Annotated in this window: 14 protein-coding genes; 10 read left to right on the top strand and 4 right to left on the bottom strand. The window is 51.9% G+C overall.

The window, feature by feature from the left end:
• Genes JU82_RS06210 through JU82_RS06200 form a run of 3 tightly spaced genes read left to right on the top strand, consistent with a single transcriptional unit; the run spans nt 1 to nt 3,037 of the window.
• Entirely contained in the window at nt 1-786 is a 786-nt protein-coding gene (locus JU82_RS06210) for a TIGR00730 family Rossman fold protein (protein WP_037948140.1), read from the top strand.
• Entirely contained in the window at nt 783-1,805 is a 1,023-nt protein-coding gene (mnmA, locus tag JU82_RS06205) for a tRNA 2-thiouridine(34) synthase MnmA (RefSeq protein ID WP_037948137.1), read from the top strand. The genes JU82_RS06210 and mnmA overlap by 4 nt, the downstream gene beginning before the upstream one ends.
• On the top strand, nt 1,793-3,037 hold the full coding sequence (locus tag JU82_RS06200) for an MFS transporter (protein WP_037948135.1): 1,245 nt from the start codon (nt 1,793-1,795) through the stop codon (nt 3,035-3,037). Before mnmA ends, JU82_RS06200 begins: the two co-directional genes overlap by 13 nt.
• Before the next feature lie 14 nt (nt 3,038-3,051).
• Here the strand turns inward: JU82_RS06200 and mtgA are convergent, their stop codons facing one another.
• Genes mtgA through JU82_RS06180 form a run of 4 tightly spaced genes read right to left on the bottom strand, consistent with a single transcriptional unit; the run spans nt 3,052 to nt 7,181 of the window.
• On the bottom strand, nt 3,052-3,924 hold the full coding sequence (mtgA, locus tag JU82_RS06195) for a monofunctional biosynthetic peptidoglycan transglycosylase (RefSeq protein ID WP_294892341.1): 873 nt from the start codon (nt 3,922-3,924) through the stop codon (nt 3,052-3,054).
• Nucleotides 3,921-4,550: a TRIC cation channel family protein gene (locus tag JU82_RS06190; protein ID WP_037948132.1), complete on the bottom strand. Its 630-nt coding sequence runs from the start codon at nt 4,548-4,550 to the stop codon at nt 3,921-3,923. Before JU82_RS06190 ends, mtgA begins: the two co-directional genes overlap by 4 nt.
• The gene (locus JU82_RS06185) at nt 4,543-5,079 is read right to left on the bottom strand and encodes a gamma carbonic anhydrase family protein (protein WP_037948129.1); all 537 of its coding nucleotides are present in this window, start codon (nt 5,077-5,079) and stop codon (nt 4,543-4,545) included. Before JU82_RS06185 ends, JU82_RS06190 begins: the two co-directional genes overlap by 8 nt.
• A 2-nt stretch (nt 5,080-5,081) precedes the next feature.
• Nucleotides 5,082-7,181 (bottom strand): RNA degradosome polyphosphate kinase, encoded by a 2,100-nt coding sequence (locus JU82_RS06180; RefSeq protein ID WP_037948126.1) that lies wholly within the window; start codon nt 7,179-7,181, stop codon nt 5,082-5,084.
• Nucleotides 7,182-7,249: 68 nt separating this feature from the next.
• Between JU82_RS06180 and JU82_RS06175 the strand changes: the two genes are divergently transcribed.
• The 7 genes from JU82_RS06175 (at nt 7,250) to ffh (ending at nt 13,383) form a co-directional block, all read left to right on the top strand.
• The gene (locus JU82_RS06175; RefSeq protein WP_037948123.1) at nt 7,250-7,840 is read left to right on the top strand and encodes a tetratricopeptide repeat protein; all 591 of its coding nucleotides are present in this window, start codon (nt 7,250-7,252) and stop codon (nt 7,838-7,840) included.
• Nucleotides 7,837-8,574 (top strand): NYN domain-containing protein, encoded by a 738-nt coding sequence (locus JU82_RS06170; RefSeq protein ID WP_037948120.1) that lies wholly within the window; start codon nt 7,837-7,839, stop codon nt 8,572-8,574. Before JU82_RS06175 ends, JU82_RS06170 begins: the two co-directional genes overlap by 4 nt.
• Nucleotides 8,571-9,293: a Nif3-like dinuclear metal center hexameric protein gene (locus tag JU82_RS06165; RefSeq protein WP_037948116.1), complete on the top strand. Its 723-nt coding sequence runs from the start codon at nt 8,571-8,573 to the stop codon at nt 9,291-9,293. Before JU82_RS06170 ends, JU82_RS06165 begins: the two co-directional genes overlap by 4 nt.
• A gap of 39 nt (nt 9,294-9,332) precedes the next feature.
• Nucleotides 9,333-10,058 (top strand): zinc ribbon domain-containing protein, encoded by a 726-nt coding sequence (locus JU82_RS06160; protein WP_037948113.1) that lies wholly within the window; start codon nt 9,333-9,335, stop codon nt 10,056-10,058.
• Nucleotides 10,051-11,223, top strand: a complete 1,173-nt coding sequence (gene waaA / locus JU82_RS06155; protein WP_037948110.1) for a lipid IV(A) 3-deoxy-D-manno-octulosonic acid transferase — start codon at nt 10,051-10,053, stop codon at nt 11,221-11,223. The genes JU82_RS06160 and waaA overlap by 8 nt, the downstream gene beginning before the upstream one ends.
• Complete coding sequence (locus tag JU82_RS06150; RefSeq protein WP_037948108.1) at nt 11,220-11,954, top strand: RNA pseudouridine synthase; 735 nt, start codon at nt 11,220-11,222, stop codon at nt 11,952-11,954. The genes waaA and JU82_RS06150 overlap by 4 nt, the downstream gene beginning before the upstream one ends.
• Before the next feature lie 82 nt (nt 11,955-12,036).
• Nucleotides 12,037-13,383: a signal recognition particle protein gene (ffh, locus tag JU82_RS06145; protein ID WP_037948105.1), complete on the top strand. Its 1,347-nt coding sequence runs from the start codon at nt 12,037-12,039 to the stop codon at nt 13,381-13,383.
• Nucleotides 13,384-13,415 lie beyond the last annotated feature (32 nt).

Raw genomic sequence — 13,415 nt, 5'->3', positions numbered from 1 at the left:
ATGAGTCGCAGAAGAAACGGGAAAAAAGAAGCAAGCCGACGGTATGCCCAAGATATCAAAACGGCCGACGTTTGGAGTGTTTTTAAAATCATCGCCGATTTCGTACAAGGATTTGACGAACTGGGAGAACTTGGCCCGTCCGTGACGATTTTCGGAAGCGCGCGGGTGGATGAGAACCACCCCTATTATTTGCAGGCCATGCAGCTTTCGGGGATGCTCGGATCACGCGGATACAATGTCATCACAGGGGGCGGCCCTGGTGTCATGGAAGCGGCAAACCGCGGAGCGTACGATTACGAGGATGTCGAATCGATCGGGCTGAATATCGAATTGCCTGAAGAACAGCAGCCCAACCCGTATATTACGAAAGGGCGGCAGTTCGACTATTTTTTCTCCCGCAAGGTCATGCTGGTCAAATACTCGATGGCATACGTTATTTTTCCGGGAGGATTCGGAACGCTGGATGAAATGTTCGAGGCGCTGACGCTGATCCAGACCCGAAAAGTGAGCGGAGTAAAGCTCTTTGTAATCGGGACCGAGTTTTATGCGCCGTTAATGGATTTTATCCGCAATAAAATATTGGCAGAGGGGATGATCGATGAATCGGATCTCGATTTCTTCACGTTGACGGATGATCTGCATTACGTTGTGACCGAAATCGAAAAATCATTGATTACCCAGATCATTTCGCTGGAAGAGCAGGGGCTGAGTAACACCAAATATTACGAATCGCTCTCTTCGTATATGACGGACAAACACATGAGCGAAGGGAGTGGCATCGGATGAACCGGAAAAAAGTTCTGATCGGGATGAGCGGCGGGGTTGATTCGACCGTTTCGACATTGTTGCTCAAAGAGCAGGGATACGAGGTGGAAGGAGTCTACATGAAACTCCATTCGAAACCGGGCTACCATGAAATCCACCAGGCACGCGCGCAGAAAGCGGCCGATTTCGCCGGGGTGAAACTTCATATTCTTGATTTGCAGGATAAGTTTAACGAAAAGGTTTTTAGACCGTTTATCGAAACGTATCAGGAAGGAAAGACCCCCAACCCCTGTGCGCTGTGCAACCGTAACATTAAATTCGGAGCCATGGTGGCTTTTGCCGATGAGATCGGAGCCGATTACGTGGCGACGGGGCACTATATTCGCCATGACGGACAATACCTTCTTCAGGCACATGACGATACGAAAGATCAGAGCTATTTTCTCTTTTACATCGATCCCGTATTGGTTCCGAGACTTCTTTTCCCTCTCGGAGAGCGGCACAAAAGTGATATCAAAGCATTTGCCGCATCGATTCCGGGACTGGAGTCGTTTGCCTCTCAGGGCGAGTCGAGCGAGATCTGTTTCGTCGAAACGACCTATATGGATGTCCTCAAACCCTACGTTCCCGTCGATCAGGAAGGGGATGTGCTCGATCTCTCCGGCAAGGTGGTCGGCAAGCACAAAGGGTACATGCACTATACGATCGGCAAGCGCAAAGGATTCAACGTGCACGGGGCGCACGATCCCCATTTCGTGGTTGCGATCAAGCCCGAAACGAACCAAATCGTCGTCGGTCCCCGCGAAGCCTTGGAATGCCGCAGCGTTGAGCTTGAAAACGTCAATATGTTCGACAGCCGCAAAGAGTTCGACTGCGAGGTCAAGCTCCGTTACCGCACGACCGCTGTGCCGTGTCATGTCGTGATCGACGGAAACCATGCGAAAGTCAATCTGAATGAGCCTGTTTTCGGTGTCGCATCGGGACAGGCAGGGGTCTTTTACGACGGCGAAAAACTGCTCGGCGGCGGATGGATTATTTGATAACGCCGAAGCAAAAAATCGTAGCGGCAGGGATTATCGGTAACGTCATCGAGTATTACGATTTTGCCCTCATCGGATTTTTGGCCGTTATGATGGGGCAGCTGTTTTTCCCCTCAAGCGATCCTTTTCTCTCCTTACTGGGGTCGTTCGGCGCATTTGCCGCCGGGATGGTGATGCGTCCGGTCGGAGCATTGGTATTCGGCCATATCGGGGATCGGATCGGTCGGCGTACCGCGCTGATGAGTTCGCTGGTACTGATGGCGCTTCCGACCTTTTTGATCGGATTTTTGCCGACGCATGCTCAGATCGGCATCATGGCGCCGATTCTGCTTGTAGCCCTTCGGATGATTCAGGGGCTATCGGTCGGAGGAGAATACGCCAGCTCGATTGTTTATCTGGTAGAACAGTCCTCCCCGAACCGTCAAAACCTGTACGGTTCGTTCGTTTCGGTCGGGGCGAAAATCGGGATGGCGCTAGGATCGGGTTTTTGCGGTTTTTTGCTTTGGTATCTGGGCGAAGATGCGATGGGGGAGTGGGGATGGAGAATTCCGTTCTGGGCCAGCATTGTCATTGCCGCCGCAGGATTGTACTTGCGCCGAAATTTGACCGACACCTATCAGCCTCCCGAAGACAAAGTTGTCCCCATCGTTGCGATTCTGCGGCATCATCGTCGAGAATTTTGGCAGTTCTTGAGTATTGCGTCGGCGATATGGATTTTTTATTACACGGTGTTCGTCTATCTTCCGATCTGGCTGGAGGGCAGTGCCCATCTCTCCAAAGCCGAAGCCGGAGAGATTAACACTCTCTCGATCGTCATCGGAGTCGTGTTTATTCCGCTCATGGCCATGGCGGCGGATAAAATCGGTTCGCTTCGGGTCATGCGCATTGCGGCATTGATATTGGCGTTGAGCGTTTTTCCTCTTTTTTACGCCATGAGCATCGGAGGGTATTGGGGGGCGCTTGCCGGTTCCGTCGCCCTTGTCGTTTTGCTGTGCGCCGTTCAGGCCCCTATTTTTGCCGCAACCGTCAAAGCCCTCTCTTATCACGGCTACCGCGCATCGTTCACGGCGGTGATTTTGGGAAGTGCGGCGGGAATCGTGGGGGGACTGACCCCGGTGATGATGACCACTTTGACCGAACTCAGCGGAAACCCTTACGCCCCCTCTTATCTGATTGCGGCCGCTTCGGCACTCGGGTGGTGGGTTCTTGGACGCGTAGCAACCCGAAAATAAAACGGTTCGGTTCTTTAAAAGGGTGAAGAAGCATTGCCTTCCGCGCCCTCTTCGGCAACGGCGGGCGTTTCAACGGCGGTCGGAGAAAGTTCTGCCGGAGCCGTCTCGCCGAACAAATCAATCACGCTTTCGTTCCCTTCGGACGATTCTCCGGTATTTTCCTCTTGCTTGGGCGGCGTCATCACCTCTTGGTATTCGGGAATGACGACTCCGCGGCGCTGCATGATTTTGTAGATAATACGGGAGCGGTTCTTGACGTATCTTTGGTTTCCCGTCGGATCGTATTTGATCGGATTGGGAAGAACCGCGGCCAGCCGTGCCGCTTCCCGGGCGCTTAAGCGCTTGGCGCTTTTGCCGTAATAATGGCGGGCCGCCGCTTCGATTCCGAAAATCCCGTCTCCCCATTCGGCTACGTTGAGATAGATCTCAAGGATGCGCCGTTTGGACAGCGTGTTTTCAATCCGCCACGTGATGATGGCTTCTTTGATCTTCCGCACCGGATTTTTACTGGGGGAGAGATAGAGGTTTTTGGAAAGCTGCTGGCTGATCGTGCTGCCGCCGGCAACGGTCCCTTTTTCGAGGCTCCGCTCGATGGCCTGCTCCATCCCTTTGACATCAAACCCCTCATGATTCCAGAACCCGTCATCTTCGGCAATCAAGACCGCTTTGACGACATTGGGCGAGATTTGCGAGAAACTGACCCATTTGTGCTGAATCTCTTTTTCGCGGTTTTCTTCAGCCCACTCCTCCTCGCGGTATTCCATAAAAGCCGTCGGGACGGGGCGAACTTCTTTGAGCTCGTCAATATCGGGATAGAGGGCATAGCGGCCGATGTCGATCGCTCCGGCGGCTAACAGGAGAAGAATAAGGGTTTTGTATTTTTTCATGAATGATCCGTTTTGAGGGTAGGGAGATGCCATCCTTTGACATACGCTACAAGCCGAACAGCGATGGCGATCGAAGCCACAGCAGCAACGGTAAGGGTGGACAAAGGAGTGAATACGCTTAATACGAGAAGCAAGATTGAGACGATCAGGGCAATGGAACCGTAAAAATCGCTCACAAGCACCGCAGGCACCTGATTAATCAGAATATCGCGCAGGACGCCGCCGCCGATGGCGGTCAAAAAGCTCAGGATGATAACCCCGAAAAAGTTGAATCCCGCATCGATCGCGAGCAAGGCTCCGGTGATGCTGAATGCCACAAGACCGATGGTATCGCTGATAACGAAGAGCCATTGGCGCTCTATCTGAATCCGGCGGTAAAGACGCAAAACAAATGCAAGCGCGATCGTCGTAATCACGGTAACAGCCGGATAGTATTCGTTGAACGCAAACGGGGTACGATCCAGAATGACGTCCCGTACCACACCGCCGCCTAACGCCGTAAGCGATGCAGCGATGATGATCCCGAGCAGATCGAGGTTGTTGCGCACACCGACAAGAAATCCGCTGAGTGCGAATGCGATGATACCGAGGATGTCGGCAGCGACGACGAGATCGAACTCAAACATTCGGAGCGCGATAGTTTTCTTTGAAACTGACGTAACGTGCGGCGGAAGCATAAAGCTCTGCGACCTCTTCGTCGGTCAACTCGCGTACAACTTTGGCAGGGCTTCCCATGATCAGGGAACGCGGAGGAAATACCTTGTTTTTGGTAACCAGCGCTCCGGCTCCGACAATTGATTCTTTGCCGATAACGGCACCGTCAAGGATCGTAGCGCTCATCCCGATAAGGCATGCGTCTTCGATCGTGCATCCGTGGAGCATGACGCGGTGACCTACCGTGACGTCATTCCCGATGATCGTCGGATGTCCGTCGGTCATATCATCGCGTTTGTGATGGGTGACATGGACCATACTCAAATCCTGAATATTGCTTCGGTCGCCGATTTTGATATGGTGGACGTCGCCTCGCACGACGCATCCGAACCAAATGCTGACATCTTCGCCCATATCGACCCGTCCGATGACATCGGCGGAGGAGGCGATCCATACCCGCTCTTTCATCTGCGGGGCGTAGTGTAAATAATTGCCAATCATGCTTAACTCTCTTTGAACAATCGGGTTGTGAGTTGCTGGACAAAGTTCGGAGTATGTTTTTTCACCGAACTATGAACCTTGCTGGTATGGTTTTCGACGATTTTGTGACTGTCGATCGCATTGCCCGCTTCATGTGGTACCTTGACATAGCTGCCGTCAGTTTGAAGCTCATGGGCGAGTACGTTATCCGAGCTTTGCAGCTGCAGGATCTGGATCAGTTTGCCGGAGAGTTCGTTCCCCTGCACCGGAGTAAGCAGCTCGATGCGGCGCAGCAAGTTACGCGGCATCCAGTCGGCACTGGCAATATACGTTTGCGGCGTTGCGTGTTTGAAATAGTAAATCCGCGCATGCTCGAGGTATTTTCCGATGATCGAGGTAACGCGGATGTTGTCGCTGACTCCGGCAATACCCGGACGCAAACAGCAGATACCGCGGATGATCAGATGAATTTTGACTCCCGCCTGAGACGCTTTGTAGAGGGCTTTGATGATATCTTCGTCAACCAACGCGTTCATTTTGGCAATGATGACCCCTTCGCTTCCCATACGGGTTTCGTTTTGGATCAGCGAGAGGATTTTGGGTTTGATCTGCGTCGGTGCCATGTAGAGTTCGTTGAGCTTCCCTTTTTTGCTGAATCCGGTGAGAAAGTGGAAAAAGCGCGTCATGTCATGGGTGATCGCATCATTGCTCGTCATGTAGCTGATATCGGTGTAAATCGTTGCGGTGGAAGGATTGTAGTTCCCCGTTCCGATATGGGCGTACTGTTTGAGCTTTCCGTCGATACGGCGGGTGATGAGGGCGGCTTTGGCATGCACTTTGAATCCGGTGATACCGTAGATGACGTGGGCACCCGCATTTTCGAGCGCTTTGGCCCAGTGGAGGTTGTTTTCCTCATCGAAACGGGCTTTAAGTTCGACCATGACGGTGACTTGTTTGCCCGATTCGGCGGCGCCGATAAGGGCGTTTACGATCGGAGAATTGGATCCGGACCGGTACAGGGTCATTTTGATCGAGACGACGTCGGGGTCTTTTGCCGCCGTCTGGATCAGACGCACGACCGGTTCGAAACTTTCGAACGGATGAAACAGCAGTAAATCCTGTTTGTCTAGCGTCGTATAGAGGCTTTCGTCGGTATCAAGCGGCGGAAGGTTGCGCGGCTTGAAGCTTGGCGTCGTGAGATGGGCAAAATCTTTGTTTCCGACTACCTGCCAGAAGCTGGCGAGGTTCAGATAGGTCTGAAAGCGGTAGATGTCGTCTTTGTAGACATTCGCATGGCGGTTGAAGAAATTCTGCAGATCATCATCGGCGTGGACGCTCAGTTCAAGACGTACCAATTCCCCTTTTTTACGGAGTTTAAGCCCCTCTTCAAGGATTTCCATGATGTCGTCGGCTTCTTCTTCCTCGATGGCAATGTCGGCATTTCGGGTGACGCGGAACGCGGCAAATTTGATCAGCTCATAGCCGGGGAAGAGGTCTTCGATGTGCTCTGCGGTGATACTGCCGATAGGAACGTAAATCCGGTTATTGATGTCCACGAAACGCGGAAGTACCCGTGGGATACGGATCAAGCCGTACCGCTCGATGCTAGGGTCGTCTTTGTCGCGCAGTTTGACGATCTGCCCGAATCCGAGATTGTTAAGGTGGGGAAACGGGTGGGTCGCATCGATCGCGATGGGGATAACGACCGGATAGATGTTTTCGTGGAAATATTTGTCGAGGTACTTGCGCTGTTCGGGGGTAAGCGCTTTGTAGGGTTTGAAAAAGATCCCCTCTTTTTCGAGTTCTTTCATAATCCCCTGAAGGCAGTGTTCGACCACTTTTTGCTCTTCGTGCAGGTAGGTGCGGATCTCGCGAAGCTGCTGCAGCGGGGTGAGGCGGTCGGCACCCGAAACATTGACGCCGGCGCTGAAAAGTTTTTTCAAACCGGCAACCCGGATCATGTAAAACTCGTCCAGATTGGTTCCGTAGATTGCAAGGAATTTTAGCCGCTCAAACAGGGGAAGCGACTCGTCCTGCGCCTGTTTGAGAACACGCGTATTGAACTGGAGCCACGAGAGCTCACGATTGATATAAAGTGATGGATCTTTAAAATGTGCAGGCATAATGGTTTACCGATTGTGTTAAGTTTACCATGATTATATTATACTTATCGTTACAAAGAGGTACCTTTATGAGTTTATTTCAGATTTTAATGTTGGGTGCGACACTTTTTTTCGCATACCAGATCTATCGCCACGTACAGGAGCTTGACGATGCGGCCCCGCCAAGCGGTGCCGCGTCGGGCACTTCGTCCCGGCCATCCCTTTCGCCTTCGGCTCTTGTCGATCAGGCGGATGCGGCGTATGAGCAAGGGCAGATCGATGAAGCGAAAAAATACTTGGAAGAGGCCTACGCATTGGATGAAACCAATGTCGAAATCCTCAACAAACTCGCTTTCGTGACGGCCAAATCAGGAGACCGCATCCGGGCGATCGAGCTGTATGAGCGTTCGCTGGAAATCGATGAAAACGACGATTTGACCCACAATGCGATTGCGTCTCTCTATCGTACTGAAGGGGCGTTTGACCGGGCGAAGGATCATTATCTCAAAGCGTTGGAGATTGATGATTCGTATGCGCAAACCTATTACAACTATGCCAACCTTCTCGCCGACCGTCACGAGATCGATGAGGCCAAAGCGATGTACGGACGCGCGTTGGAACTCCAAAGCGACTTTCCGCAGGCACGCGACGCGCTTGAGTCACTGGAGCGTGGACAATGACAGCGCATCAGCCGCGCCTTGCCGTCCTCATTGACGCCGACAACTCTCAGCCATCGACGATCGAGGGGCTGCTTGATGAGATCGCGGCTCTGGGAATTGCGAGCGTCAAGCGTATTTACGGCGACTGGACCGATACCCAGCTTAAAAGCTGGAAAAGCTCTCTCCTCGAACACGGGCTTCAGCCGATTCAGCAGTTTGCGTACACGACGGGGAAGAACGCGACTGACAGTGCGATGATTATCGACGCGATGGACCTACTCTATACGAAAAATTTTGACGGTTTCTGTATCGTTTCCAGCGACAGCGATTTCACCCGTCTGGCGAGCCGTATCCGTGAATCGGGAGTCAAAGTGTACGGTTTCGGAGAACAGAAAACCCCCAAAGCTTTCATCGGCGTGTGCGACAAGTTCATTTTTACCGAGAACCTTCGCCGCGCTCAAAACCACAAAGAACCGGCTGCCCCGAAAATCAAAACCGATGACAAAGCGCTTCTGGCTCTGGTACGCAATGCGGTCGAGGATACGGCGGACGAAGCGGGATGGTCGAATTTGGGTACGGTGGGGCAAAAACTCATTAACAAATCCCCCGAATTCGATCCCCGCACCTACGGGTACAAAAAACTCGTCGATCTGATCGTCGGGCTGAAAATATTCGAATTCAAAGCATCCGATCCCTTCTCCAAATCCCAATCGATCTACATTCGGGTCCAACGACCGACAAGGAGTAAGCAATGACGGTGCGAGAGATATACACGTTTCTTGACGCGCTTTCCCCTTTTGCGATGCAGGAAGGGTGGGACAACTCCGGGCTTCTTGTCGGCGATTTTTCCCAGAAGGTATCGACCGTCGTCCTCTCCATCGATATTGATGAAGAATTGATCGAGTCCATCCCCGACAACGCTCTTTTGATTACCCACCACCCCGTCATCTTCGGCGGATTGAAACAGCTTCAGTTCAACCAGTATCCGGCCAAGATTATCGCCCCGATGATCCGTAAAAACATCGCCAACATCGCCATGCACACCAATTTTGACCAGACGCACCTGAACGATTACGTCGCACAAAGCGTTTTGGGATACCCCATCATCGCCAAAGAGGGATTCGTTGCCTATCTGGGAGTGGATGAGCCTTTTGACGTATTTGCGCAGAAGATCAAAACGGCGCTTGGCTTGCCCCATATACGGGGTGTCCAATGCCATGATCACGTCAAAACCTGCGCACTCGTGACCGGATCGGGCGCTTCGCTGATGCGCAATATCGAAGCGGAGTGTTTTTTGACCGGAGACATCAAATATCATGATGCGATGGAAGCAAAAAGTCTGGGATTGTCGATGATTGATATCGGACACTATGAGAGCGAGCGCTATTTCGGCGAGGTTTTGGGGGGGTATTTGGAAAAATTAGGATTGAGTGTTATAATTTCACCATCGAAAAACCCCTTCACCTATCTGTAACGCATATTAGGTAATCGTGTAATTCCAAAAAGGAACCTTATGAACAAACACCTTGAACAACTGATTGAATTGTCTCACATTGATAAAGAGATCGATGCGTTTGAACCGCAAATTGAAGAAGCCAATCTGCAGTACGATGCGTTGATGGCGACTAAAAACGGGATTATCAACGAGATTTCGGCTCTGAAACAAGAGATCAAAGACGAACAGCTCAAAAAACAGAAAAACGAGCTTCATCTGGCCGAACTTTCCGCAAAACTCGAAGAAAACAGCAAAAAAAGCGCTGAGATCAAAACCGAGCGCGAGATGAAATCGCTTCAGCTCGAAGAAGAGATTGCCAAAGAACAAGTCTCTTTCGCCAACGAAGAGATCGAGCGTTTGGAAAAACTGATCGATCACAAACAAAGCAAAATCGACGAGCTGGAAGCCAAAGCGGTCGAAATCGAAGGAAGCCTTTCTTCCGTCAAAGCAGACGTCGACGTCAAACTGGCGCAAATCGACGAAGAACGCAAAGAAGTGTTTGCCCGCAAGCAGACGCTTGTTTCATCCATGAATCAAAAAGGGTTGTCGTTCTACCAAAAAATTCGCCGCTGGGCGAAAAACACAACGGCGGTTGCGGTTCGCAATCAGGCGTGTATGGGATGTTTCATGGCGGTCAGCGACAAAGTGTACGCAGACGTGATCAAAGGCGAAGAGATCACAACCTGCCCGCACTGCGGACGCATTTTGTACCTCGAACCGACTTCTGACGCTCTCGGTGCATAAAGTATTTTTTGATCTTTTTTACACCCTGCTGGCGGCGTTTCTATACGTCGCCGCACTCCCAGTACTGATCCTCTTTTCCTTCAAGAAAAAATATCGCGAATCGCTTCCGGCACGGTTTTTCGGTTTCAAGAATCCTCCGTTTGCCCCGCACGATATCTGGTTCCATGTCTGCTCGCTCGGAGAAGCCAAAGCGATTGCCCCGATCATCGAGCGGATAAAAGAAAAACGGATCGCGATCAGCGTCATTACCCATACGGGATTCGAGGCGGCTTCCAAATACGTGGCGCAGGTTCGATACCTTCCTTACGAGGTGTGGCTTTGGTTTTGGATCGAACGGCCTAAAACGGTTGTCGTGCTCGAAGCGGAGTTCTGGTATCTGCTGTTTCGTCTTGCCCATGCGCGGGGTGCTCGGGTGATCGCCCTCAACGCCCGAATCAGCGAGCGGAGTTTTCCGAAATACTACCGTATGCGGTGGTTCTATCGCCGCCTTCTTGGCGAGTGCGACCGCGTCTTTTGCCAGAGCAGCGAAGACATGGCCCGTTTCATCGCCTTGGGTGCGCGCAACGTCGAAGTCGTCGGGAACATCAAGCTGGCGCAGAAGATCGAGGCGACAAAAACGTATCCGAAACCGCAAGGAACGGTGATCGTAGCGGGAAGTACCCACGAAGGGGAAGAGGAAGCGATCCTCGATGCGTTCGCCGCCTACCGCGAGCGCAATCCGGTCGCGAAGCTTCTTGTCGTACCGCGCCATCCCGAACGGTTCGGCAAAGTGGCCGAATTGATTGCGCAGCGTTTGCCGCAGATGGAGCTTGTGCGCTGGAGCCAATCGCAAACGATAGGCTCGGACATCACTCTCATCGATGCCATGGGGGAGTTGAACAACCTCTACGCCATCAGTGACGTGGCGATACTGGGCGGAGCATTCAAGCCGATCGGCGGGCATAACCCGCTCGAACCCGCATATTTCGGGTGTAAAATTATTACGGGTAAAGAGATTTTTCATCAGCGCGAGCTTTTTAAATACGTCTCGCACGTCCAGTTTGTAGATTCGGATCAAATCGCTCACGCGCTTGCCGAAGCGGAAACGCTTCCTCCTTCGCAGGTCAATGCGACGATCGATTTGGAACGGGTGATAGAGTTTTTAACCATGGAGACAACACAATGAAAGAAAAAGCGTATAAATTATTAGCCCAGCAAGAGGGCATTTCCAACTCGGAAGCCAAATCGCTGATCGACCGCGGGCTGGTATACGTCGGCAATTCGAAGGTCATGATCGCGCGCGGCGAAATCAACCCCAAAACGGTTTTTATCGTGCAAAAGATCGAAAAAATACGTCCGATTTTTGAAGACGATAATATGATCGTCGTCGACAAACCGGCGTTTATGAATTCCGATGAAGTCGAGCGGCAGTTCAAAGGTTCGCAGCTGCTTCACCGCCTCGACCGTGAAACCAGCGGCGTACTGATGCTCGTCAAAAACGAAGAATTCCGCCTCAAAGCGATCGGCGAATTCAAGCGTGACAATGTCTACAAAGAGTACGTCGCATGGGTCGACGGCATCGTCAGCGAGCCGTTTGTGATCGATCAACCCCTGATCACCGAAAAAAAAGGGAACAAAGCGTATACGAAGGTTTCCAAAAAAGGAAAGCCCGCCATCACCGAGGTGACCCCGCTGGAGGTATCGGCGAAGAAAACGAAAATACAGCTGATCATCCACCACGGGCGCACGCATCAGATCCGCGCCCACATGAAATTTGCCCAGCATCCGATTATCGGCGATGAGAGCTACGGCGGCCGTCCTTCAAAACGGGTGATGCTTCATGCCAAGAAGGTGAGTATTCTGGGGCAGACGTTCGAAGCGCCCGAACCGAAGGTGTTTGCTCACTTTAGTTCTTGAAAATATTTAGAACTATCAAAGAAAAGTTTAAGTATAATTCGGAACTTTTTACGCCCATTGAGGTCATATTCAGGAGTTTTTGGTGTTCGACACGCTGACAGAATCGTTTACATCGGCTATACGCAAGATCCGTTTTCACGACGATGAAAAGGCCCTGACCAAAGCAATGGGAGAGCTTAAAAAAGCCCTCCTTAAAGCCGATGTCCACCATAAAGTGGTCAAAGAACTGCTCGATGAAGTCGAACACAAAACCAAACAAAGCGGCATCGGGAAAGACCAATTTCTCGCAGCGTTGCGTACCTCGTTGCACGCATTGCTCGAAGTTCCGGGCAAAAGCGGCTTTATTTACGCTCCGGTAGCTCCGACCGTTATATTGATGACCGGTTTGCAGGGATCGGGGAAAACGACGACGACCGGGAAACTGGCGAATTACCTCAAAACACGCCAGAAAAAGCGTGTCCTCGTCGTTGCGGCAGACCTGCAGCGTTTGGCGGCGGTCGAACAGCTTCGTCAGGTATGCGGCGCGATCGACGTCGAGCTTTACGCCGACGATGCGACGAAAAATCCCGTAGAGGTCGTCAAAGGGGCGTTGGCCCATGCGCAAAAAGCGCTTGTCGATGTTGTCTTGATCGATACGGCCGGACGGCTTGCCATCGATGATACGCTGATGGGCGAACTGGCCGAAGTCAAAGCGGCCGCCAATCCTCACGAGATTTTCTACGTCGCCGACTCTCTCGCGGGTCAGGATGCGGTCCGCACGGCCGCGACCTTTAACGAAAAAATCGGGATCGACGGCGTTATCCTGACCAAATACGACGGGGATTCCAAAGGGGGCGTTGCTCTTGGGATCGCTTCTCAGATTCAGGTTCCTTTGCGCTTCATCGGTGCCGGAGAAAAGATGGAAGACTTCGAAGTTTTCCTCCCGGATCGTATCGTCAACCGCCTGATGGGGCTTGGGGATATCGAAGGGCTGGCGGAGCGGACGGCTTCCGTTATCGATGAGAAAAAAGCCAAGCAGCTGACCAAAAAGATCAAAAAAGGGGAATTCAACTTCAACGATTTCCTCGAACAGATGGAAAGCCTCAAAAAAATGGGCAGCATGAAGTCTTTGATCGGGATGATTCCGGGGATGGGGAACATGGCTTCCGCTCTCAAAGATTTCGATCTGGAAAATTCCGGCGAGCTTAAAAAGATCAAAGCGCTGGTGTCGTCGATGACGATGAAAGAGCGCGAAGACCCCGAGCTTCTCAACAACAGCCGCAAGGCGCGTCTGGCACAAGGTGCCGGGCTGAACATCGTGGAGGTCAACCGCATCCTCAAGCAGTTCAAGAACGCGTCGAAAATGGCGAAGAAGTTCTCGGGCAAACAGGGGATGAAAGATCTTCAAAGCATGATGGGTCAGATGCAGGGCGCACGTTTGCCGCGTTAAGCCCTGCGGGAATGCTAAGCTGGGGATTCTTG

Origin of the sequence: Sulfuricurvum sp. MLSB (genome assembly GCF_000747095.1) — a bacterium.
Taxonomy (GTDB): domain Bacteria; phylum Campylobacterota; class Campylobacteria; order Campylobacterales; family Sulfurimonadaceae; genus Sulfuricurvum.
This window is presented reverse-complemented; position numbering and strand designations above follow the sequence as displayed.

Bases quoted from the DNA above. Each gene is read 5' to 3' on its own strand.
- JU82_RS06210 (WP_037948140.1), top strand. From the start codon at position 1: ATGAGTCGCAGAAGAAACGGGAAAAAAGAAGCAAGCCGACGGTATGCC.
- mnmA (WP_037948137.1), top strand. From the start codon at position 783: ATGAACCGGAAAAAAGTTCTGATCGGGATGAGCGGCGGGGTTGATTCG.
- JU82_RS06200 (WP_037948135.1), top strand. From the start codon at position 1,793: ATGGATTATTTGATAACGCCGAAGCAAAAAATCGTAGCGGCAGGGATT.
- mtgA (WP_294892341.1), bottom strand. From the start codon at position 3,924: ATGAAAAAATACAAAACCCTTATTCTTCTCCTGTTAGCCGCCGGAGCG.
- JU82_RS06190 (WP_037948132.1), bottom strand. From the start codon at position 4,550: ATGTTTGAGTTCGATCTCGTCGTCGCTGCCGACATCCTCGGTATCATC.
- JU82_RS06185 (WP_037948129.1), bottom strand. From the start codon at position 5,079: ATGATTGGCAATTATTTACACTACGCCCCGCAGATGAAAGAGCGGGTA.
- JU82_RS06180 (WP_037948126.1), bottom strand. From the start codon at position 7,181: ATGCCTGCACATTTTAAAGATCCATCACTTTATATCAATCGTGAGCTC.
- JU82_RS06175 (WP_037948123.1), top strand. From the start codon at position 7,250: ATGAGTTTATTTCAGATTTTAATGTTGGGTGCGACACTTTTTTTCGCA.
- JU82_RS06170 (WP_037948120.1), top strand. From the start codon at position 7,837: ATGACAGCGCATCAGCCGCGCCTTGCCGTCCTCATTGACGCCGACAAC.
- JU82_RS06165 (WP_037948116.1), top strand. From the start codon at position 8,571: ATGACGGTGCGAGAGATATACACGTTTCTTGACGCGCTTTCCCCTTTT.
- JU82_RS06160 (WP_037948113.1), top strand. From the start codon at position 9,333: ATGAACAAACACCTTGAACAACTGATTGAATTGTCTCACATTGATAAA.
- JU82_RS06150 (WP_037948108.1), top strand. From the start codon at position 11,220: ATGAAAGAAAAAGCGTATAAATTATTAGCCCAGCAAGAGGGCATTTCC.